This window comes from Bartonella sp. W8167 (assembly GCF_016100335.1).
Taxonomy (GTDB): domain Bacteria; phylum Pseudomonadota; class Alphaproteobacteria; order Rhizobiales; family Rhizobiaceae; genus Bartonella; species Bartonella apis.
In genome coordinates this window covers 875,307-895,836 of the sequence record NZ_JACFSQ010000001.1, presented here as the reverse complement: position 1 = coordinate 895,836, position 20,530 = coordinate 875,307, and the positions used below count along the sequence as shown (strand labels likewise).

The 20,530-nt window shown below is 45.1% G+C and carries 18 protein-coding genes; 12 read left to right on the top strand and 6 right to left on the bottom strand.

Features of this window, described 5'->3' with window-relative positions:
- Positions 1-6 precede the first annotated feature (6 nt).
- Genes H3V12_RS03605 through H3V12_RS03590 form a run of 4 tightly spaced genes read left to right on the top strand, consistent with a single transcriptional unit; the run spans position 7 to position 3,603 of the window.
- Positions 7-1,176, top strand: a complete 1,170-nt coding sequence (locus H3V12_RS03605; RefSeq protein ID WP_075870770.1) for an ABC transporter permease — start codon at positions 7-9, stop codon at positions 1,174-1,176.
- Positions 1,177-1,188: 12 nt separating this feature from the next.
- On the top strand, positions 1,189-2,028 hold the full coding sequence (locus H3V12_RS03600) for an ABC transporter ATP-binding protein (protein WP_075870769.1): 840 nt from the start codon (positions 1,189-1,191) through the stop codon (positions 2,026-2,028).
- A gap of 1 nt (position 2,029) precedes the next feature.
- Positions 2,030-2,995 carry an MlaD family protein gene (locus tag H3V12_RS03595; RefSeq protein ID WP_198212851.1) on the top strand — a complete coding sequence of 322 codons (966 nt, stop codon included), beginning with the start codon at positions 2,030-2,032 and terminating at the stop codon, positions 2,993-2,995.
- A complete protein-coding gene (locus H3V12_RS03590) occupies positions 2,992-3,603 on the top strand; it encodes an ABC-type transport auxiliary lipoprotein family protein (protein ID WP_198212850.1) in 612 nt (203 codons plus the stop codon). The genes H3V12_RS03595 and H3V12_RS03590 overlap by 4 nt, the downstream gene beginning before the upstream one ends.
- A gap of 625 nt (positions 3,604-4,228) precedes the next feature.
- On the opposite strand, the gene H3V12_RS03585 is transcribed toward H3V12_RS03590, so the two are convergent.
- Positions 4,229-9,268 (bottom strand): hypothetical protein, encoded by a 5,040-nt coding sequence (locus H3V12_RS03585; RefSeq protein WP_198212848.1) that lies wholly within the window; start codon positions 9,266-9,268, stop codon positions 4,229-4,231.
- A 200-nt stretch (positions 9,269-9,468) separates the two neighbouring features.
- Between H3V12_RS03585 and H3V12_RS03580 the strand changes: the two genes are divergently transcribed.
- Entirely contained in the window at positions 9,469-9,792 is a 324-nt protein-coding gene (locus tag H3V12_RS03580; RefSeq protein WP_075870890.1) for a 2Fe-2S iron-sulfur cluster-binding protein, read from the top strand.
- Positions 9,793-9,795: 3 nt separating this feature from the next.
- Here H3V12_RS03580 and H3V12_RS03575 read toward each other — a convergent pair whose 3' ends face one another.
- Positions 9,796-10,362 (bottom strand): DUF922 domain-containing protein, encoded by a 567-nt coding sequence (locus H3V12_RS03575; protein ID WP_198213774.1) that lies wholly within the window; start codon positions 10,360-10,362, stop codon positions 9,796-9,798.
- A 180-nt stretch (positions 10,363-10,542) separates the two neighbouring features.
- On the opposite strand from H3V12_RS03575, the gene folP reads away from it, so the two are divergent.
- From folP to H3V12_RS03560, 3 genes are all read left to right on the top strand, one after another.
- Positions 10,543-11,385, top strand: a complete 843-nt coding sequence (gene folP / locus H3V12_RS03570; RefSeq protein ID WP_198212846.1) for a dihydropteroate synthase — start codon at positions 10,543-10,545, stop codon at positions 11,383-11,385.
- Between the two features lie 8 nt (positions 11,386-11,393).
- Positions 11,394-11,921: a 2-amino-4-hydroxy-6-hydroxymethyldihydropteridine diphosphokinase gene (folK, locus tag H3V12_RS03565; protein WP_198212844.1), complete on the top strand. Its 528-nt coding sequence runs from the start codon at positions 11,394-11,396 to the stop codon at positions 11,919-11,921.
- Positions 11,922-12,028: 107 nt separating this feature from the next.
- On the top strand, positions 12,029-12,580 hold the full coding sequence (locus H3V12_RS03560; protein WP_246785122.1) for a hypothetical protein: 552 nt from the start codon (positions 12,029-12,031) through the stop codon (positions 12,578-12,580).
- A gap of 37 nt (positions 12,581-12,617) precedes the next feature.
- On the opposite strand, the gene cobJ is transcribed toward H3V12_RS03560, so the two are convergent.
- The 4 genes from cobJ to cobG all read right to left on the bottom strand — a co-directional run bounded on the left by cobJ (position 12,618) and on the right by cobG (position 16,807).
- Complete coding sequence (gene cobJ / locus H3V12_RS03555; RefSeq protein ID WP_343211618.1) at positions 12,618-13,913, bottom strand: precorrin-3B C(17)-methyltransferase; 1,296 nt, start codon at positions 13,911-13,913, stop codon at positions 12,618-12,620.
- A gap of 146 nt (positions 13,914-14,059) precedes the next feature.
- Positions 14,060-14,800: a precorrin-2 C(20)-methyltransferase gene (locus H3V12_RS03550; RefSeq protein ID WP_198212841.1), complete on the bottom strand. Its 741-nt coding sequence runs from the start codon at positions 14,798-14,800 to the stop codon at positions 14,060-14,062.
- Entirely contained in the window at positions 14,797-15,423 is a 627-nt protein-coding gene (locus tag H3V12_RS03545; RefSeq protein WP_198212839.1) for a precorrin-8X methylmutase, read from the bottom strand. The genes H3V12_RS03550 and H3V12_RS03545 overlap by 4 nt, the downstream gene beginning before the upstream one ends.
- 13 nt (positions 15,424-15,436) lie before the next feature.
- Complete coding sequence (cobG, locus tag H3V12_RS03540; protein WP_198212837.1) at positions 15,437-16,807, bottom strand: precorrin-3B synthase; 1,371 nt, start codon at positions 16,805-16,807, stop codon at positions 15,437-15,439.
- Positions 16,808-16,878: 71 nt separating this feature from the next.
- Between cobG and cbiE the strand changes: the two genes are divergently transcribed.
- The 4 genes from cbiE to H3V12_RS03520 all read left to right on the top strand — a co-directional run bounded on the left by cbiE (position 16,879) and on the right by H3V12_RS03520 (position 20,507).
- Positions 16,879-18,093, top strand: a complete 1,215-nt coding sequence (gene cbiE, locus H3V12_RS03535) for a precorrin-6y C5,15-methyltransferase (decarboxylating) subunit CbiE (protein ID WP_198212835.1) — start codon at positions 16,879-16,881, stop codon at positions 18,091-18,093.
- A 128-nt stretch (positions 18,094-18,221) separates the two neighbouring features.
- A complete protein-coding gene (gene hfq / locus H3V12_RS03530; RefSeq protein WP_075870888.1) occupies positions 18,222-18,476 on the top strand; it encodes an RNA chaperone Hfq in 255 nt (84 codons plus the stop codon).
- A 106-nt stretch (positions 18,477-18,582) separates the two neighbouring features.
- Entirely contained in the window at positions 18,583-19,932 is a 1,350-nt protein-coding gene (hflX, locus tag H3V12_RS03525) for a GTPase HflX (RefSeq protein ID WP_198212833.1), read from the top strand.
- A 29-nt stretch (positions 19,933-19,961) separates the two neighbouring features.
- Complete coding sequence (locus H3V12_RS03520) at positions 19,962-20,507, top strand: gamma carbonic anhydrase family protein (RefSeq protein WP_075870756.1); 546 nt, start codon at positions 19,962-19,964, stop codon at positions 20,505-20,507.
- The last annotated feature ends 23 nt before the right edge of the window (positions 20,508-20,530 follow it).

Here is a 20,530-nt window from a genome sequence, read left to right as displayed (position 1 = left end):
GGTTGGATGAGTGATCGCATAAAGTCGAAGGAAAAAGCACAGAAAAAACCGGCCATTGTGAAACACGATATTCACGATGGCATTTTGTCGGTTCTGTGTGGCGGCGTGTGGAACACTCATACCGTCTATTTAATCGACGATGATTTACGTGAGCTCGAAAGTGTCCAATGTAGCAAGGCAGTTCTCGACGCTTCCAGCCTTGATTCTCTTGATACTGCTGGCGCTTGGGTTTTGGAACGACTTTATGTCAAATTGAAAGAGCGCAACATTGACGTTGAACTGACAGGCACAAAAGAATCCTGGCATTCACTTCTGATCACCGTTGGAAAAAGTTTTTCTAACAAAGATGATACAATTAACGAACCGAAGCTGCCTGCATATATCCGCTTTTTTTCTACCTTGGGTGAACGGGTAATCAATAGTTACCACGATTTTTTGCTTGCGATGGATATTCTGGGTGCAACGATTCGTGGCTCACAGATGAAAAAGGGGCGGGGTTCCGGTGTAAGTTTACCGGCAGTTGTGACGCAGATTGACAGGATGGGCGTTGGTGCGGTTCCGATCATTGTTTTAATGTCTTTCATTGTCGGTGCCATTATTGCCCAACAAGGGGCATTCCAGTTGCGGCTTTTCGGAGCAGAAATCTTTGTTGTTGATCTGGTTGGTATTCTGGTTTTTCGTGAACTTGGTGTGCTTTTAACCGCAATTATGATCGCGGGTCGCTCGGGAAGTGCCATAACGGCCGAAATCGGTTCCATGAAAATGCGTGAAGAAACCGATGCATTGAAAGTTATGGGCCTAAACCCGATAGGTGTTCTAATTTTTCCGCGTCTTGTTGCTTTGGCAATTATTTTGCCATTGTTGACAGTGATTTCCGATCTGGCTGCATTGGTGGGAGCAGGAGTTGTTGCCAATCTTTATTCCAATATTTCTTATGAAGCTTTTATAACACGCTTGAACGACGCGGTTTATACAACTACTTATTTTGCGGGCCTTATCAAAGCTCCGTTTATGGCATTGATCATCGGCATTATTGCATCGGTTGAAGGTATGAAAGTTGGTGGAAGTGCGGAGTCATTGGGACAGCGTGTGACGAGTTCCGTGGTGAAATCGATCTTTGTTGTCATTGTTATTGATGGTTTTTTCGCTATCTTTTATGCTTCAATCAATTTTTAAGAGGTTTTTAAGGTGAGAAGAGCCAAACAAAACCACTCGACACTGGATCTTACGACCAACGAAATCATCTCGGTTCGGGATGTTACCGTGCAGTTTGGCAGCAAAAAAGTTCTGGATGGACTAAATCTTGATATCCACCGTGGTGAAATTTTAGGTTTCATCGGACCGTCAGGTGCGGGCAAATCGGTTTTGATGCGCACGATATTGGGGCTCAATAAAAAAGTTTCCGGCCATATAAAAATTCTGGGGCAGGATATTGATGAAATATCCGATCAGGAAAAGGTCGAAATTGACATGCGCATGGGAGTGCTGTTCCAGCACGGTGCGTTGTTTTCTGCATTAAATGTATTGGAAAATATTCAGGTTCCAATGCGTGAATATCTTGATTTGTCGCCAAAACTGATGGACGAACTGGCACGGTTAAAAATCTCGTTGGTCGGCCTTGAAGCCGATACCGCAGAAAAATACCCGTCGGAACTTTCGGGTGGCATGATTAAACGCGCTGCTCTTGCGCGCGCATTGGCTCTTGACCCGCATATTGTCTTTCTTGATGAACCGACGTCCGGTCTTGATCCGATTGGTGCAGCCGATTTTGATCTTTTGATTGAAGATTTACGCGACACAATGGGTTTAACCGTATATATGGTGACACACGACCTTGATAGTCTTTATGCAGTTTGTGATAGAATAGCAGTCCTCGGGCATAAGAAAGTTATGGTAGAGGGAACGATCGAGGAGATGTTGAAGTTTGACGATCCATGGGTTCAATCGTATTTTCGCGGCAAACGCGCGAGACAAATTGTTCCGCGTAATCGTCATCCAAAAACGTTAACAAAAGAGACGGCAGAGTAAGATGGAAACCAGAGCAGATTATGTGACAGTCGGTATCTTTACTGTGGTGACACTTATCGCCGCTTTTATGATCGTCTATTTCATTGCCAGAATGGGAGATTCGCACCAGCTTGAGCCATTGGATGTGCGTATTCCCGGTTCTGTCACCGGACTTGGTGAAAGCAGTCAGGTATTTTTTAACGGTATTCGCGTCGGAACAGTGCGCCGGCTTGTTCTTGATGACACAAACCCTAACATGGTTATTGCCAAAACGGAAATTAACGGCACGACACCGATAACCCGTTCAACAGTTGCAACGCTTGGTTTTCAGGGGCTAACCGGTCTTGCTTTTATTGAACTGAAAGGTGGCAGCCTTAAAGAGCCGAACCTTCTTGAAGAAGCAAAGAAAGAAGATACAGTCGCTCGTATTGATGCTGATCCGTCAACGTTCAATAACTTGCTTGCAACGGCACAGGATATTTTTGCGCGTGCCAATTCGACCTTGGGCGAGATGGAACAATTCATGAAAGATTCCCGTCAACCGCTTACCGAAACCATTAAAAACGCGCGGAATTTTTCGAATACTCTGAACAATAATACAGATAACATACAAAAAATTCTTGATGATACGCGACAGATGATGTCACGTCTCAATACAGCATCCGAAAAAGCCGATTCTATCATGGCCAAGCTCGACAATATGCTTTCTCCTGATAACCGGAACAGTGTGATTGTGCAGGCGCAACAGACATTGGCATCTATCCAGAAGGCTGCTGATACGATAAATGAGCATATCGGACCGATTGCCAATAATCTTGAAAAATTTTCCGGGCAAGGCTTGAGAAATGTCGAGGCTCTTGTAAGCGATAGCCGCCGCTCGGTGGATCGCATTGAAAGGGCAATTTCAGATCTGGAACGTGACCCTCAACGACTGATTTTTGGCGGGGCAGGGACTGTTCCGCAATATGATGGGAGAACTCGTCGATGATAGCCGAAAAGAACAAAGTGAGCAGAATTTTAGCTGCATCTTTCGGGCTTCTTTTTGCCTCCACTCTTTTATCAGCCTGTGGAGCTCCGGCACGCGACACTTATGATCTTTCCATTACAAATGTTACTGCAGCAGGAGCACCAAAACATCAAAAGATTCAAATTCTGGTAGAACAACCTGATGCGGTTAAGGCACTTGACGGACAAGACATTGTAATCAAGCAGGGCGGATCCATCGCCTATCTTAAAAAGGCCCAGTGGAGTGATCGCCTCCCTGATCTTGTGCAGGCACGCCTTGTACAGGCTTTTGATAATAGCAATCATTTTGGTGGCGTCGGTCGTCCGGGTGATGGACTGGCAATCAATTATCGAATTTTAACCGACATCAGATCGTTTGATGTAGCTATCGTCAATGGACATAATGTAGCGTCGCTCGAAATAGCCGTAAAAATTATGGATGACCGGAACGGTAATATAACAGCATCCAAGGTCTTTATAGCAGAGGCGCCTGTTTCCGGCACGGATAATAACCATTATGCCGCAGCATTGGATAACGCCTTCAAAAAAATAACCAATGATATTGTCAGCTGGACAGTTTCATCTATCTAAACTGCAATTCTTGTTGGATTTTGAAAATTATAAAGGCGTGAACTTTTCAACCTTAGGAACGGCGTTGTTTGCATGATATAATTTTGAACAAGCAGCTTGAAAATATTCCATTGAGATAGGTTGTAACAATTCCCGCACTAAGCGGTTATAGTAAATACTATCGCGACGATGCGGACAAATTTCCGGCATTTCAATCCGAATAACGGGATTCGCGGCGGCTATTTATCCTCAGATTTGCTCCGGGACACCAACAACATGGATTAGCCGATAAAGGCATCAACTTCGGAATATCAAATTATCTATTGGAAGGAAGAACATCCTTCTTCATAGAAATTCGATCTGAACGCCAGATATCACTGGAATATCTCTTTAAAAATACACCCATTTTTCATGTGTATTCACATGCACGCAAAATAGCAGGCATAGTCCGGATGCATCGGAGTTGAACAGTGTAGCAAAACCGGACAAAATAATTTCGCTATTTACCAGAGCTACAAAAAGTTGAGGATTGCGGCTGAATAAGAGAAGGCGTCTATTTGAGGTTTTCCGAATAGCAAGGAAAGCTTATTTTGATAAAGTGTCTCAAGACAAGGAAAAAGGGAGCTTCAAGCTCCCTTTTTTTAAATTACTGGATACGGCCGCTTGCGTGGGCAAGCATTGTATAAACTTTACCTGTATCCGAAGTCAGATATCTGCGGATTGTCTCGCGGTCTCCGGTTTCACGAGAGATATCCCTTAGCAATTTTTCAAAATCGGCAATATATTGGTTGACCGAACGGCGGAATTCACTGTCCGAAAGATATTTCTGCCGGATTTTTTCGAATGTTTTCTGGCCACTGATTGTGTAAAGGCGTTGAGTATAAATATTCCGTTGACCGCGGCGATAATGGTCCCAGAGCTGAACGGCTGCATTATGATCAATTGCACGGACAATATCGACCGACAACGAATTCAACGAATCGATGACGTGATTTGCCGGGCGAGGCTGCTCGACTTTCGTAAGCGTTGAAACATCCGGTTCGTCACCGCGGGAGGCGCGTGCCAGAAGGTTTGATACCCATCCGTCTCTCGACGCAGGTGTGGCTGCTTTTGCCGTCGCTACAGGTTTTACGGTAAATTCCGGCTTATAGGCGGGTGCCGTGCGTGGTCGTTCTGCATAAGATTGAGAAGCTGACAACGGGGGATTTACACTCATATTCTGTGTCGACGATGACAACGGGCGCGAAAAATTGTTGGTTTGGGCACTCTGTTGCATCAAAACCGACAGTTCTTGCAAAGCCTTTATCTGATCGGAAACCGCGTGGCGCATTTGGTCGGCAGATTCTTTTGTCTGCATCGGCAGCTGACGGATAGTCGAATTGAGACTCTGGCTTGTCTTTTCAAGTTCGGCTTTTATAGACTGCGTTGCACGTCGAATTTCATCTGTTGCATTGGAGAATTTGGAAGAGGCTACATCTACCATTTCATTCAGGCTCTGCTGGAGACGGAAAGCAGAATCACGAGCACTCTCGTCTGTTTCCTTCAAGGCAGATCCAATGGCTTGTTCATAATGAGCAATAACCTGATTGATTTCTTCCGATTTTGCCATCAATGCATTGCTCAATTGGGCCAGTGCATTCTGTTTTTCTTCAACTGTGCCACTGAACGAATTTTGTGATTGTTCGAGCATCTGGACAGCCTGAGTAAGGACGTTGGCATGCTGATTAAGGCTTTGGGACATCTGATTGATCTGTTCCAAAGTATTGCCGGATAGCCCCTGCAATAATTCAAAATTGCTGTTCAGCATCTGATTGGAATTATTCAGATTTTCAGCAATCTGATTGCTGTTTTGATAAAACGCGTTAGCCGTTTCACTGAATTGGCCGTCAATATTCTGGATTGATGTGATCAACGTGTTGGCATTGGCATTAATATTTTGCACCGATTGTTCCATTTGACCAAGCAATCCGGTTACATTGCCGACAAAATCATCCTTGACACCGGAAACAGCTTGCAAGGTTTCCGAAGTACGTTGTGCCAATGCATTCAACAATGCATCATTTTGTTCCTGCATACGTTGTCCGGCGTCTTGCGTTGCGGCATTCAACTGGTCATTGAACTGGGAGGCAAGGCTGCCAAGTGATTGAGTGGCTTGTTGCGCTGCTTGACCAAGATTTTCGGTAACACTTGTAAGTTGTTGAACGTCGCTCGCTATCTGGTTTGACACGTTGCCTACAACGTTATTAACGTTTTCACCAATGCTGTTTAGATGGTTACCGACGTTATCCTGCAATTGCTGCATTGTTTCGTTGAGTAGATTCGAACGGTCAGCCAAAGATTGTTCAATTGCCTGAGCCGATGTTTCAATAACGGAATTGAAGCGCTCTGCCTGTTGGTTGATTACGCCTTCGACTCTCGATATTTCGCTATCAAAGGACGTTGTAAGCGTCTGACCAGCTTCATTGAAGCGGGTCGCAGCTTCGTTGACCTTGTTATTGAGCGAAGAGAGAATATTATCGCCGGCGGTGGTCAACGCCTTGCCGATATTTTCCGATTGTGCAGTCAAGTTGGCGACAGCGCGTTGTCCGGAAGCTGATAGGACGCCTTCTGCTTTCACCGCAACATCGGCAAATGACGTTACGACTTCCTGACCGACGCCCATAATCTTTTCATGGACTTTATCGGTCTCGCTATTCAGTCTAGAAAGTATGCCATCGCTGATATCGGAAAGTGTGGATTGCAATTTGGTCGACTCGTCATTAAACGACGACAAAACGCGGTTTCCGGATTGAGAGAGCAGGGCAGAGGCTTTGTCAGCAACATCATTAAGGGAAACTTTCAACTCTTCATTGGAGTTTTCTAGAACCGATCGTGTTTTGCTGACCTCATCTGCAAGCGAAGTTGTCAAACCATTGCCGGTTGTTGAAATAATTTCCGAAGCTTTTTCGGTTGCGCTGTTCAATCCGGAAATGAGTTTGTCACTTGTTTCGTTCAATAAAGAGGTTGCCCTATCCGTTTCTGTAGAAAGATTTGTAACAAGGTTACCACTCGACTGAGAAATCAGTTCGGCGGCCTTTTTCGCTTCATCACTGAAAATCTCGGATGCAGCGGTGATATTGGTTCTAAGGTCGCCGGCAATTGAAACAGCCGAGTCTTCCAGTGCCGACTTTACATTATGAACACCGACTTCCAGTGCCTTTTGCATCGTCTGGGTGCGTTCATCCAATATGGCGGTCTGTTCAGAAAATGAGCGCTTTATGCCTTCGTTGTTTTCGGTAACAATATTTTTCAATTCGTTTGAACGTTGTCCGAGCAAGTTGCTTTGAACTTCAAGGGAGCGTGTTACTTCACCTAATGTATTTGTAAGGCTATTTTCCAGCTCTTTGGCCTGTTCGGTTATGGTATTGGAGCTTGTAGTTAAGCTTTCATTCATTGATCCGATACGTTCGTCGACAGATGCCAATAATGAATCATTCGAGGATGTCAGCGCTTTCTCGAGCAGTTCCGTATGGTTTTTCAATGTATCCAGATGGTTCGTAAACGTTGATTTCAACGATTCGCTGTTGCTCGTAATAGCGTCTTTAACAATCGCAACCTGATTGCCGACTGTTTCACTGAATGTCGCGTCTCCCTTTGCAATGACTTCTTTGATATAATCAATGCGTTCTTCAAGGACGCGTGCCTGATCTGCCAGAACTTCATTCAATGCCGAACTGTTAACAGTGAGCGAGTCTCTCAGTGCATCCGCCCTTGTTTCGATATTCTTTGTCTGGGTATCCATCAGCTCGTTAGCAGTTTCGAAGCTCTTTTCGATGGCTGCTTGCAATGAGCCGGTGCGTTTCTCAATCCCTTCAACATAATTTTGGGAACGCTGATCAAGCGTTTCGACATTCTTGACGAGTACCTGTTCGATGTTGCTTACATGCTGTGACAGGACATCGATTTGCCCCTTGACTGTTGCGGTAAGTTTATCGGTTTCGCCATCCAGCATGTTGGTGATGAGTTCACGACCTTCAGCGATCTGCGCTCTGAAATCTTCAGCCCGATTTTTGAGCATATCATTGAGCGAGATATCAAGACCGTTGATTTGATCGGCAAGCAGCTTCTTACCATCATCAACAGTCGTCAGTAAATTGTTGCGACCCGCAGTGAATGTATTGGCAATTTCGATCGTCCGCGCTTTAAGCGTTTCATTGATTTGCGTTGCTCTTGCATCAAGTATGCCACCGAGTTTTTCGGTGTTGTCTTCAAGCTCCTGAGCGCGCTTGATGAACGCATCTATAACTGTGTTGCCACGTTCGTCTAATGATTTATCAACATCGGCGAGACGCTTTTCGAATGCGGCAATTGCGGCTGTGGTCGCATTGTCAAAATGAGCCGATAATGTATTGGCATGCTCGCCCAGTTTGGACATTTTTGCGTCGAAATCCGATAGTGCACGTTCAGTTGCGGCCTGCATACGCTGGCTAAGCTCTTCGGCTCGTTGTTCGGCTTCCTCAGCCCCCTGATTAAAGCTTGTTGATATTTTTGCGCTGTTATTTTCCAGACGCTCGGTTGCAACATTCACACTTTGTTCAAGGTTGTTGTGCAATTCGGAATTTTGCCTCTGCAATTCCTCAGCTGTTCGACGGAATTTTTCTGCAAGATCGCCACTTACACCTTCACCGACCTTACCAAGGCGTTGAACCAGTTCTTCACCTTGTTGTTCAAGAGTTTTTGTAAGCGTTTTTGTGACGTTTTCGACGTTTGCAGAAATATTGGAGGTAATAGCCCCGAATTCTTTGCTTAATTCGTTTTGAGTTCCGCGGATAGTCGACTGGACGCGGTCGGCGTGACCAAGGATCGCTTCGCGTTCGGTGCTCAATTCGCTGATAAGATTACGAATGCGTGTTTCATTCTCGCTATAAGCCCGATCAAGATTTTGAACTTCACCTTGGATAAGAGCCTCGAGTTCGACAGCTCGCGAAAGGGTGCGTTCAATACCTTCGTTCATCGCCGACACTTCCTGACGGATTGTCTTACCAAGCGAAGCAGCATGTTCTTCCGAGGATTGAGGGTGGCTTAGACGTGAAGCAGCATCACTGACAGCCGCAGCAATGTTTTTGAGTTCGGTTGACCGTTTTGATAGTTGTGCAAATCCCCAGAACATCAAAATCGGAACAGCTGTTCCGGCGGCCACTGCCAAACCGGCCGGTGTCGCGGCAAAAGCGGCGAGGCTTGCCGGTGCCAATGTGTTTGCAACATAAGCACCACCCGCTGCCCAAAGTGCACTTAAAGCAGTTGTGCTCCAGTAAATACGTGAAGGTTTGTTTTTGTAGTTACCTGATGCATTAATCAGATTAAGGTCATCATTGGCGGGACGAGGCTGTTTTGCAATGAGGGTATCGTGAACTGTACCACCCGTCGATTCTCTAACCGGCTTTTTGCCGAATAGGCTTTCGGCTACGGATTCATCAACAGCAGGACCTTTGAGTTCGTCGCGCTTTGCTACCGGAGCGTTTTCGGCTGCAAGTTCTTCGGTTGCTTGTGCAATCTGTTCGGCAAGCTCGTCCAGATCTATCAGGCCATTAGTCGATTGTGCAGCACTGTCTTTTGTCGTGGCATTATCGAAATTAAAGTCCAAAGCCTGCTCGAGCGCTTCTTCAACTTCAACATCAATTTTTTCTGCCTTGGTTCTACGTGCCATCTTAGCCTCTTTACTCTATACACATTGAAAGACGGTGGTACTTTCAATAAAAGCGTGCCTATCCTAACCTTTAAGGAATTAGAAAGGAATACGTTCTTGGCTAAAGTTTGAAAAGTTTTAAGATAAAGTTAACGGCGCTTTGCCAAAGATGGAACATGTTCCATAAAAATAATAAAAAACAATAAGATAGGGTGAAACAAGTGGTAAATGTCTTATTCAAAAGTGAACGTGATAACCGGCAATTTGCTGTGGATAGCCCCTCAGGTATGACACTGATGGAGGCAGCATTGGACAATAATGTCCCCGGTATCGTTGCCGAATGTGGCGGCGCATGTTCTTGCGCTACATGTCATGTTTACATTGATGAGAAATGGCAATCTGCTGTCGGAGAGCCTAATCCGATGGAAGATGATATGCTCGATTTTGCTTACGATAGACGGGAAAATTCAAGACTTTCATGCCAAATTGTACTGGATGAAAGTCTGAATGGCCTTGTTGTCCATATTCCAGAACGCCAGAGCTGACAGTTAGTTTTTTGCCTGTTCAAGCCTTTGCAATCGTGCAACCAGCAAGTTGATAAACCGGTGATCGAAATTGACAGCTTCCGCCCGGTCAAACTGCCTTTGAGCATTTTCGTGGTCGGTCAATATATTATAGGTTGTTTTTTCGATATCCTGTTTTAACAGGTTGCAATCGGTTCTGTAGGGCAAGCTCTTGACCGCTCTCTCAATTTTCGATGCATGGGCTCTTGCAATCACAATGTGGCTTTCTTCATGGCGCTGGATGTCGCGCGACAATGTATCCCAAACGAGTGCCATCTCGATTGATTTTGTAGTTGCACGTTGTTTCCAGCGCGGCAGAGACATTTTTGCGTGCACGTCGACGCTAACAGAATCGACCTTGCAATAGCGTCCGTTCTGTACAAGCTTTAGCCGCGGATCAAAAGAGATAGTTGTGGCGCCGGGATGATGGCTTCCCGTGCTTTTGAGGTAGGGCCCCTTATGTGCAAGTGCTTTGTCGAGCTGGGCTGGAGTTGTACCCGACAAAGTGTAATAGCTGACAGTTTTGTAGATTTTTGCTGCATTGGCCGTCATAGAAAACGGGCTCAAGGAAAACGGTATCAAGAAAAAACATGTAGCAGCTAAAGTACTGATCGTTTTTTTGAACATTTTAATCTCTGTCGTTGGATATTATAAGTTATTCTAGACATTTACATGAATATGCTAAAAAACCGTCTACAAAATCGTATAATCTGGGTAGAAGCGAATTTTAACATGGAACGTTCCTGGTCGGTTGGCCATAATAAATCTATTTCTCTCGGCAAAACAGCAGTTTTAATGGGAATTTTGAATGTAACGCCGGACTCTTTTTCAGATGGGGGGGAACACAATTCTTTACAAGATGCCATCTTGCACGCACAGAAAATGTTCAGTGAAGGCGCAAAAATTATCGACATAGGGGGTGAGTCAACCCGCCCCGGATTTGACGAGATTACACTTCAAGATGAACAAGAACGCGTGTTGCCGGTTGTCAAGCAATTGAGTTTGATGGAAAACGTTTTTTTATCAATCGATACTTATCATGTAGAGACGGCGCGTCTTGCTCTGATGGAAGGTGCCAATATTATCAATGATATATGGGGGTTGCAGAAAGAACCGGAAATGGCAGCTCTCGTCGCCGAGGAACGGGCCGGCATCATCATCATGCATAATTCACGTCACCGGAATGTTCACCCCGATATTATCGAAGACCAGAAGTTCTTTTTTGATAAGTCTCTGGAAATAGCCAAAAAATCCGGAATACCAGATGACAACATCGTACTTGATCCGGGATTCGGTTTTGGCAAGGATTTTCAAACAAACCTTAAACTCCTTGATCGTGCTTCGGAGCTTGCTATGTTCGGCTTTCCAATGTTGGCCGCAACCTCGCGCAAACGATTTCTCGGGACTATAACGGGGCATTGTGAACCAAAAATGCGAGATATAGCGACATCGGCAACTTCGGTTCTTTTGAGAAAAGCCGGTTTTTCGATTTTTCGGGTGCACAACATCGCAGCCAATAGAGATGCATTGGCTGTTGTTGATGCACTTTCGGATGTTGAAAATAGTGTTATTTAAGGAAAGAAATGAACCGTGAAAAAGCCCTAAACGGGATATGGAAAAAAGCCTGGCTAGGAATGGGGGGAAATGTCGGAGATGTCATCGGAACGCTTGAGCATGCATTAAAAGATATCGAAAATTCGGCTGATGTCGAGCTCATTCGCGTGTCTTCATTTTATCGCACGCCACCGTGGGGAAAAACCGATCAGAATGAATTCGTGAATATCTGTTGCGAAATCAAAACCCGATTGTCTCCTGAAAAGCTGCTGCAAATCTGTTTAGCTATCGAGCAGAATTATGGACGTTTACGAAAAATCAAATGGGGCCCCAGAACCCTTGATATCGACTTACTGGCATTTGAAGATATTGATCAATATCATTCTCGGACTCTGACACTTCCACATCCTTTGATGACCGAACGTGCCTTTGTATTGGATCCTTTAAACGAAATAGCACCCGACCTCAAGATTAATGGAAGCACGGTCAAAGATTGGAAAAAAGACTGCAACGACGATGGTATTGTGGTACTTCCGACACACTTCGGGATCAGATGATGCCGATTTTTCATTATAGTGATGACGTGAGGGAAAAAAATCGTTAAAGGGCATTATAATTTGATAACTTTGCGAGCGTTGTCGAGAAGTCTAGCTGAGGTGGTCGTATGTCACGCGTTTTACTAAAATCCTTTTTTGCCGTTTCCGGTCTGGCACTTGTTTTGTCCGGTTGCACGACGACAACATCGACAAAACCGGCAACTGCGAATGCTTTGACAACTCCTGCGGCAAGCAATCCGGCGCCTAAGTTTCCTTCGTTTACCACACCCGCCCGCAGTGTCGCACCAGACCTTGCACAAGCATGTATCAACAGCGCCGCAAATAAATACTTTTTGCCGACAAGGGTTATCAAAGCGGTTGATTCTCGTAAACCCGGAGATGGTTCAACACAGGTTATTCTGAAAGTTGATTTACGTGACGCTGTCTGCACAGTCAGTGCAGGAGGTGTCGTGAAATCGGTTATTGATACGTCCCCGAAAAGTGCTGACCAGATAGCCGCAGAAGCACAAGCTGCTGCAGCTCCTAAAACAACATCACAAACAGCTACAGCAAATCCGGTTGCAAGAGCAACGCGGAAATCGGCATCTACAACCAAAACATCAAGTGGCGTTAAAAAGCGTTCACAAGCGACGGCTTCTTCAGGTCAATCGCTCTACTGACATTTTACTCAATAGTGTGATTAAGCGAATTGCGCGCTTATGAATTAGCGCCATCAGGATAAGAACGGGGCGTGTAGCACCATGATTTACCTGACTGTTGGAATGTGCGGGTTTGGCTCGAACCGATTATGACTACAGACCGGCTCGTCACGTCTTGAATATTGAAATCGGTAATTGTTGTCACCACTGTTTTCTCTCCAATTCGCCCGATATCTGTACCAATCATGATGATCCTGTCAGAAGGGCAAAATCGCTTTGCGATTTCGATTGCGTCCATAATTTTTGTGGGGCGCGCACGAGACACCGGATTATAGAGAGCTAAAACCATATCTGATGTTATTGCGGCGATTAATCGTTTTTCGATGATTGCCCAGGGTTTCAGATTATCAGATAACGAAATAATCGCGAAATCATGTCCCAAAGGTGCGCCAAGACGTGCTGCGGCGGACTGGGCAGCGGTGATGCCTGCTTCGACTCTGATTTCTACTTTGTCCCAGAGTGGCGAGTAATGTTGATCCAAAGTTTCGAAAATCGCGGCTGCCATAGCAAATATTCCGGGATCGCCCGAAGAGATCATCGCTACTCTTTTGCCGGATGCAGCCAGATCAAGCGCTTCCTTTGCTCTCGAGATTTCCTGCCGGTTGTCGCTGGGGTGCAAAACCTGATCATCCAGCAAAGGTGACGCCAATTTGATATAATAGTCATAGCCAAAAATATCGGTTGCCTCGGCCAAAGCATGTCGTGCAGAAAGAGTAATATTTTCTTCGTTACCAGGCCCCAGTCCGATAATGGTCAGAAGCCCCGTTTTCCCTGCGTTTCTATCATCATGTGTGTCGCGCTTCCGGTAAATCAGACAGGTTGCAGAACCTTTTATATGTCCGACATTGTCGTTGACTATAATTTTTAGTCTTGAATCGTGGTCCAAAGGAAGGGATCCGGTATGGAACCATCGATGGTCTCCTACCAGTTCGACTTTTTCTCCGTTCAAAAGCGCAGAAATGAAAGCTGAAGCATCTTCTTTATTAATGAGTTCCAGATCATCTGGAGGCAAAAGCAGATTTATTCCGAACCGTAAATATCCACTTGTGGTAATGGCGGCGTGCCCGTGAAGAATATCGGCGATTTCCACAGCAAGTTCGTTTGCACCCGCATTTCCACCTAATAGTGGCACAATAGATGAACCGTCATCGGCAATACACAAAACAGGAGGCTCATTAAATTTATTTTTCAACAATGGTGCAAGAATGCGAATAACGATGCCGGAAGAACAAAATGCGATAATTGGTCGGCCAGACTTGAATGCATTTTTCATCGCTTCGGATACTTCATCCACAATTATGAAGTCTTCACAGGCAACCCGATTTGTACGATATATTGTGGCCGCCTTACAATGCTTACTTAAAGCAATCGCAAATTCAGAACAAAAATTTGAAAACACAAATATTGCAATATGTTGAGAAGAAATATTTAACAATCACATTAACCTTTCTTCCCGTGAGGTTCACCGGGTATCAATATCAGCGAAAAATATGGCGATTGGTCGCTAACAACTTCGTCTATCGGAAGAATTTTCTGTTCTTCCATTGTCGCCCGCTCAATGTATAGAGCGCGTCCAAGAAGGCCGGTTATTTCAAGCGCGTCTCTGATCTTATCGAGATTACGGCCAACTTTGAGTATCGCGAAAGCATCGCCGTTTTTAAGACGTTCAACAAGTTCAGGCTTTTCCAAAACGCCGGATAGAACGGTAAAACTCTGGTTTCGATAGCATAATGGAACCTGAAGAGTAGATGCAGCGCCGAAAATTGACGAAATACCGGGGATAATTTCAGTGTCATACAGTTTTCCAAGCCGGTCATAAATATACATAAACGAACTGTAAAAAAGGGGATCACCTTCCGCTAAAACGACAACATATTTTCCATTTTTTAAAAACGAATCAATGAGTTGTTCCGAATTGTTGTAGAATTCCTTTAACCTATCCCTATATTTCTCCGATCGACTATCGGATTGCATCGTTACAGGATAGGTAAGTGGTTGCAGCCGTGCAGTTTCAGAGATCCACTGGCGTGCTATTTTCAGTGCATTGCTATTGTGTGTTTCTGTTTCGTGATAAACAATCACATCGGCAGACTTTATGGCCTTTACCCCTTTGACAGTGACAAGTTCGGGATCTCCCGGGCCAACACCGACGCCTGTGAGCTTTGCTTTTTTCCTGTTCATTCTTGTTCACTCGCTAGAGCATTGATCGCTGCTGCTGCCATAGCACTGCCACCGCGTCTTCCGTGAACAACGATATAGGGAATTGAAAATTGATTGTTTGAAAGCGCGAGTTTGGATTCTTTTGCACCGACAAAACCAACCGGACAGCCAATAATTAATCGTGGTTTTTCAAAACCTTGCTCGATCAAATCAAGAAGATGAAAGAGGGCGGTTGGCGCATTTCCGATTACCACAACAGAATTTTTGATGTAAGGCTTCCAGAATTCAACGGCGGCGGCTGAACGTGTGTTATGAATTTTCTTGGCGTAAGCCGGAACAGTTTCATTATTAAGTGTACAGATTACCTGATTGTTTGCTGGTAAGCGTTTTTTAGTAATTCCTTCGGCGACCATCTTTGCGTCGCATAATATTGCCGCGCCTTCTGCGAGGGCTGTACGCCCGATTGTTCCGGCACTATCGGAAAATGCCAGATCTTTGACAATGTCAATCATACCGCAAGCATGTATGACACGAACAGCAAGTTTTTCGAGGTCAGCCGGTATGTTACGTAAATCGGCCTCCGAGCGGATCGTGGCAAAAGACCGGTTATAAATCTCTTGACCGTCTTTGATATAATCGAACATTCATTCGCGCCTTTTATCTGATTGGTTGTTGTAGTTCTTCTATATAGCGCATGACGTCCGATATGCCGACGTTCTCGCATAAAAGTTGGCCGAATTTGTTTTTTTCTGCCGGATTTTTACGATAAAGATTATAAACGCCATCTTTGATTGCAAGAACGGTAAAAGGAAAAGGGACTGTTGCAACGCAAGATTTCGGGCAGCCTGTCAGATGAATGAGGGCTTTTGGTGGTGATGCAAAGTGATTGACAAGATATTTTCCATCACGTTGAACGTTTGAAAGTGCCGAATGACAAAGTGGAGCGCCGGCACAACAAAAAACATAAAAGGCCGGAGCATTTTTATCAGTTACCAAACCAAATTCGTGCAGTCTATCGCGGATAAATACTGCTTTTTCTTTTGTACAATCCGGTATAATCAATCCCTGATGATGGGTAAGCCGTATCGGCGTTTTGATAGCACGAGTTTTAATCAGTTTTGCAATGCCGTACAACACTTTCGACGATAATCGCCCGAGTTCCGGTCGTGCGCCGACGTAAAAAAGTCCCTTCCGTTTTTGTGCAAAAATGCCAGCAAGCGGTGACTCTTTTTGATGCATTCCGGACGACAATAATGGTTTCGAGATTTTGTGGTTAAAGCGCTTTTTCAATTCAGCCAGAAATTCATCAAATCTCTGATGGCTGCGAAGATGTTTCATGCGTGTTATCGTTGGATCAGACTTCGATAAAAAGATAAATGCATCGAGACAACATCTGATAAATTCCAGCGCTTCTTGAGCCGGTATGCTGCCTATCGCATTGTTTCCGTTGTCGGGAGTATCAAGGGCTGGAGAGGCGAAACCGAAATTATAAGCTACTCCGCCCGGCACAGCGGAAAACCAGATATCAGCAACATGGTCGAGAACGCGTGTGGTTTCACCACCATTGATAAGAAAAGAAAATTTGGGAGATAAAGAGGCAAACTCCTTATTCAGTTGTAACATTTCAAGAAGCTTGTTTCCCAGTAGTGTTGTATCGCACGACATATTCACATCTATACCGGCTGTCGGTGCAACCATCACATTTCTTATATCATCACCTTCAGGATTGAGAGGGCCGAGGCCGAGCTTCAAAAGCTTGTTTATCAACTTTTGTTCACTGGTCTTTTCAACCGCCCGTATTTGCAAATTAGCCCGTGTTGTAAGCTCGACATAGCCAGTCGAAAAATTTTGGGCAGCTTCTGCTATACCTTCTATTTGTTCGCCTGTGAGGCAACCAAGAGAAAGTTTTATCCGACAAATACCGCCATCATTCGCTAGAGGCATACGGAACAACCCCGGGCAGGCAAAACGTCTGTCCTGAACGGCTTTGATCTGGCGTTTATTTTCTGTGGCAGGAAGAGTCATCATTTTGCTTGCTCTCGGAGTAGGCGGATTCTAATAGTTCAACATAGGTACAAACAGCTTACTGATCAACTTGAATGAACAAAAAACCTTGGCTCACAATTATCGGTATCGGGGATGATGGCTGGAATGGCCTCACTCGCCGTCAGCAGGACATTATAACTGCCGCAAAATATATTTTCGGAGGAAAGAGGCATCTCGATTTCCTGCCTGAAACTTTGCAAGCGAAGTTAAAGCCTTGGCCCACTCCATTTTCGGAAGGTGTAAGCGAGATCATAGCGTTGAAAGGTCAAAGCATTGTTGCGCTCGTCAGTGGAGATCCTATGTTTTTCGGGGCAGGTGTAACGCTTCTTCGTTATTTACCAGTTGATGAAGTGCTGGTTCTACCGCATCCATCTTCATTTTCGCTCGCGGCTGCACGCCTCGGTTGGGCGTTGCAAGACGTTGATTGTCTTTCAATCAATGGTCGTCCTATCCGCACGGTTATCGGTCACTTGCAGCCATCAAGCCGGCTTATTATTCTTTGCGAAAACAAAGATAGTCCGGCCTTGCTTGCCAAAATTTTGACCGAGCAAGGGTTTGGCGCAAGCAAAATGATAGTTATGGAACATTTGGGCGGAGAAAAAGAAAAGATCCGTACGCAAAACGCCGATACTTTTCATCTCGATGAATGTGAGAATCTCGTTCTTGTAGCTGTCCAGTGTGTAGCTGATAATTGTGATGCCGGATATCCTTGCTATGCCGCTTTGGCGGACAAAAACTTTTTAAATGACGGGCAATTGACGAAGCAGGACATTCGGGCTGTCACAATGGCACATCTTGCGCCAAAGTGGGGTGAGGTCCTATGGGATGTCGGTGCAGGTAGCGGTTCGATATCAATCGAATGGTTGCGCGCAACGAAAGGTGCGCGTGCCTATGCGATTGAAAAAAATTCTGAACGACAGGATATTATTTCAAAAAATTCCGATCACTTTGGCGTTATCGGCCTTCATTTGATAAAGGGCGAGGCGCCGCTCTGTTTGAGCGGACTTGAAAGACCTGATGCCATATTCATCGGTGGTGGATTTACCCGACCCGATTTATTCGATTGCTGTTGGCAAAGTTTGAAGAGCGGCGGGCGGCTTGTTGTGAATGCTGTGACGCTTGAGACCAATGCCATCCTTCAATCGGAAGCGCGTAAAATCGGGGCCCGGCTTATACATATTTCACTTGCCGAAGCAGAACCGTTGGGAAATTTCCATGTATGGCGTGGTGCGTTACCAATCACGATGATGATTGCTCGCAAGACGTGAATGAAGCTTGATTTTCCGCTACCTAAAGCTGTGGGTGCGCTGATAGTTACACATTGACAATCGATAGTTTTTTGTTCGATATGGACAGAACAGAATTTTATGCGGTTCGAAATATAGGTATAAGAACAATGACAGAACGATCGCAGCATCTGCAGGATCTCTTTCTGAATGCAGTACGTAAACAGAAAATTTCTCTGACAATCTTTTTGGTAAACGGGGTCAAGCTTACCGGTATTGTAACATCATTTGACAATTTTTGTGTTTTACTCCGGCGAGACGGGCACTCCCAATTGGTTTATAAACATGCAATATCAACCATAATGCCAAGCCAGCCGGTGCAAATGTTGGATGATGAAGAGGATATCGAGACAGACGACGAATGATTTTGCTCGACAAAGGTATTTGCTGTTGGAAAAGAGTTTTTGCCGGGGAAAAAGCGGAGAGATCAGGTCGTTGTCCTTTACTGTTTAGCTTCACGGTTTGTTTGCCATGATGGACGATGATGACAAGGCTCATAAACTGATTTCGAGACAGACAGTTAAAACACGAGCAATCGTAATTGTTCCTATTATTTATGACAGGGAGAGCTCGCAAAAGAATTACGAGGCATCATCCCGTTCGCGGATCGAAGAAGCTGTAGGACTTGCTGAAGCTATCCGGTTGGATGTTATTGAAAAATTATCGGTCAATATCGAGAAGCCGCGTCCGGCAACGCTGTTAGGTCAGGGCAAAGTTGAAGAAATCGGCAAGATTATAGCGGATGAGAAGATTGATCTTGCGATCATTGATTCATCTGTAACGCCAATTCAGCAAAGAAATCTTGAAAAAGCCTGGAGCTGCAAAGTTATTGATCGTACAGCGCTCATACTCGAGATTTTTGGCGATAGAGCAAGGACAAAAGAAGGTGTCCTTCAGGTCGAGCTTGCGCATCTCAATTATCAAAAAGGTAGACTGGTCAGAAGCTGGACACACTTGGAAAGACAACGTGGCGGTAGCGGCTTTCTCGGCGGACCGGGTGAAACCCAGATAGAAGCCGATAGGCGTATTTTACAGGCGAAAATTGTCCGCATCAAACGTGAACTGGAAACGGTGGTGAGAACGAGAGCTCTCCACAGGGCAAAAAGGAAAAAGGTCCCTTATCCGGTTATTGCACTTGTTGGCTATACAAATGCCGGTAAATCAACATTATTCAACCGTTTGACAGGTGCAGACGTGCTTGCAAAAGACATGCTGTTTGCAACACTCGATCCGACACTGCGCAAGATCGTTTTGCCACGTGGGCAAACGGTTATGTTGTCGGATACAGTAGGTTTTATTTCCGATCTCCCAACTCATTTGGTCGCGGCGTTCAGAGCAACTCTGGAAGAGGTTGTCGAGGCGGATATCATTCTTCATGTTCGGGATATGTCGGACGCAGAAAACCATGCCCATGCGCAGGATGTATTGAACATTTTATCAAGTCTCGGAGTGAATGTTGACGATCCGGATCATATCATTGAGGTTTGGAACAAGGTCGATTTGCTTGATGACGTTTCGCTTGTTGCCTTACACGATTCAGCTCGTGCTTCCCTTAATCCGGTGGTCGCGGTTTCTGCTTTGACCGGTGAGGGCGTTGATAAACTTCTAGGAATTATTGAAAAACAAATATCCGGCGAAATGGTCAAACGTCAGATAACTCTTAAGCCGGATGAATACGGGCTTCTTGATTGGCTTTATAAAAATGGTGAGGTCATCAACAAGGCGTCAAAAGATGACGGTTCGGTTATTGTTTCGGCAAACTTGACCGGTCAGGCGAACGGCCGCTTCGATAATATCATCAAGACAAAACATCACGATTAACAGATATCTAACTGCGGAGTGGAACGGGAATGGCTTTTTATCGACTTGATGGTATTGATCCCGTTATTGAAGATACAGCCGAAATCTGGGTTGCAGAGAGTGCTGAAATTATCGGGAAAGTGACCTTGAAACCGCGTTCGAGTGTTTGGTTCGGAAGCGTTTTGCGCGGGGACAATGAAATGATCACTATTGGTGAGGGCACGAATATTCAGGATATGACCGTTGTTCATACAGATGCCGGCATAGATGTCTCTATTGGCAAAAATTGCACTATCGGGCACAGGGTTATCCTTCACGGTTGCACTATTGGCAACACCACTTTGATAGGAATGGGAGCCATTATCATGAACCATGCTATGATAGGAGAAGAATCTATCGTTGGTGCCGGTGCGGTGGTAACACAAGGAAAACAATTTCCGAGCCGGTCACTCCTTCTTGGAAATCCTGCCCGTTTTGTCAGAAAAGTGAGTGATGAGGAAGTCGGGAACATCAATAAATCTGCTGCCCATTATTATGCCAATGCCCGGAGATTTAAAAATAGTCTTACCCACCTTTCATTGCCTGAACAATTATAATGATAGTGTAAATTCCTGCATTT

What these genes read in the sequence shown, in the direction of transcription:
- H3V12_RS03605 (WP_075870770.1), top strand. Translation starts at nt 7, where the DNA reads ATGAGTGATCGCATAAAGTCGAAGGAAAAAGCACAGAAAAAACCGGCC.
- H3V12_RS03595 (WP_198212851.1), top strand. Translation starts at nt 2,030, where the DNA reads ATGGAAACCAGAGCAGATTATGTGACAGTCGGTATCTTTACTGTGGTG.
- H3V12_RS03590 (WP_198212850.1), top strand. Translation starts at nt 2,992, where the DNA reads ATGATAGCCGAAAAGAACAAAGTGAGCAGAATTTTAGCTGCATCTTTC.
- H3V12_RS03585 (WP_198212848.1), bottom strand. Translation starts at nt 9,268, where the DNA reads ATGGCACGTAGAACCAAGGCAGAAAAAATTGATGTTGAAGTTGAAGAA.
- H3V12_RS03575 (WP_198213774.1), bottom strand. Translation starts at nt 10,362, where the DNA reads ATGACGGCCAATGCAGCAAAAATCTACAAAACTGTCAGCTATTACACT.
- folP (WP_198212846.1), top strand. Translation starts at nt 10,543, where the DNA reads ATGGAACGTTCCTGGTCGGTTGGCCATAATAAATCTATTTCTCTCGGC.
- folK (WP_198212844.1), top strand. Translation starts at nt 11,394, where the DNA reads ATGAACCGTGAAAAAGCCCTAAACGGGATATGGAAAAAAGCCTGGCTA.
- H3V12_RS03560 (WP_246785122.1), top strand. Translation starts at nt 12,029, where the DNA reads ATGTCACGCGTTTTACTAAAATCCTTTTTTGCCGTTTCCGGTCTGGCA.
- H3V12_RS03550 (WP_198212841.1), bottom strand. Translation starts at nt 14,800, where the DNA reads ATGAACAGGAAAAAAGCAAAGCTCACAGGCGTCGGTGTTGGCCCGGGA.
- H3V12_RS03545 (WP_198212839.1), bottom strand. Translation starts at nt 15,423, where the DNA reads ATGTTCGATTATATCAAAGACGGTCAAGAGATTTATAACCGGTCTTTT.
- cobG (WP_198212837.1), bottom strand. Translation starts at nt 16,807, where the DNA reads ATGATGACTCTTCCTGCCACAGAAAATAAACGCCAGATCAAAGCCGTT.
- cbiE (WP_198212835.1), top strand. Translation starts at nt 16,879, where the DNA reads ATGAACAAAAAACCTTGGCTCACAATTATCGGTATCGGGGATGATGGC.
- hfq (WP_075870888.1), top strand. Translation starts at nt 18,222, where the DNA reads ATGACAGAACGATCGCAGCATCTGCAGGATCTCTTTCTGAATGCAGTA.
- hflX (WP_198212833.1), top strand. Translation starts at nt 18,583, where the DNA reads ATGATGGACGATGATGACAAGGCTCATAAACTGATTTCGAGACAGACA.
- H3V12_RS03520 (WP_075870756.1), top strand. Translation starts at nt 19,962, where the DNA reads ATGGCTTTTTATCGACTTGATGGTATTGATCCCGTTATTGAAGATACA.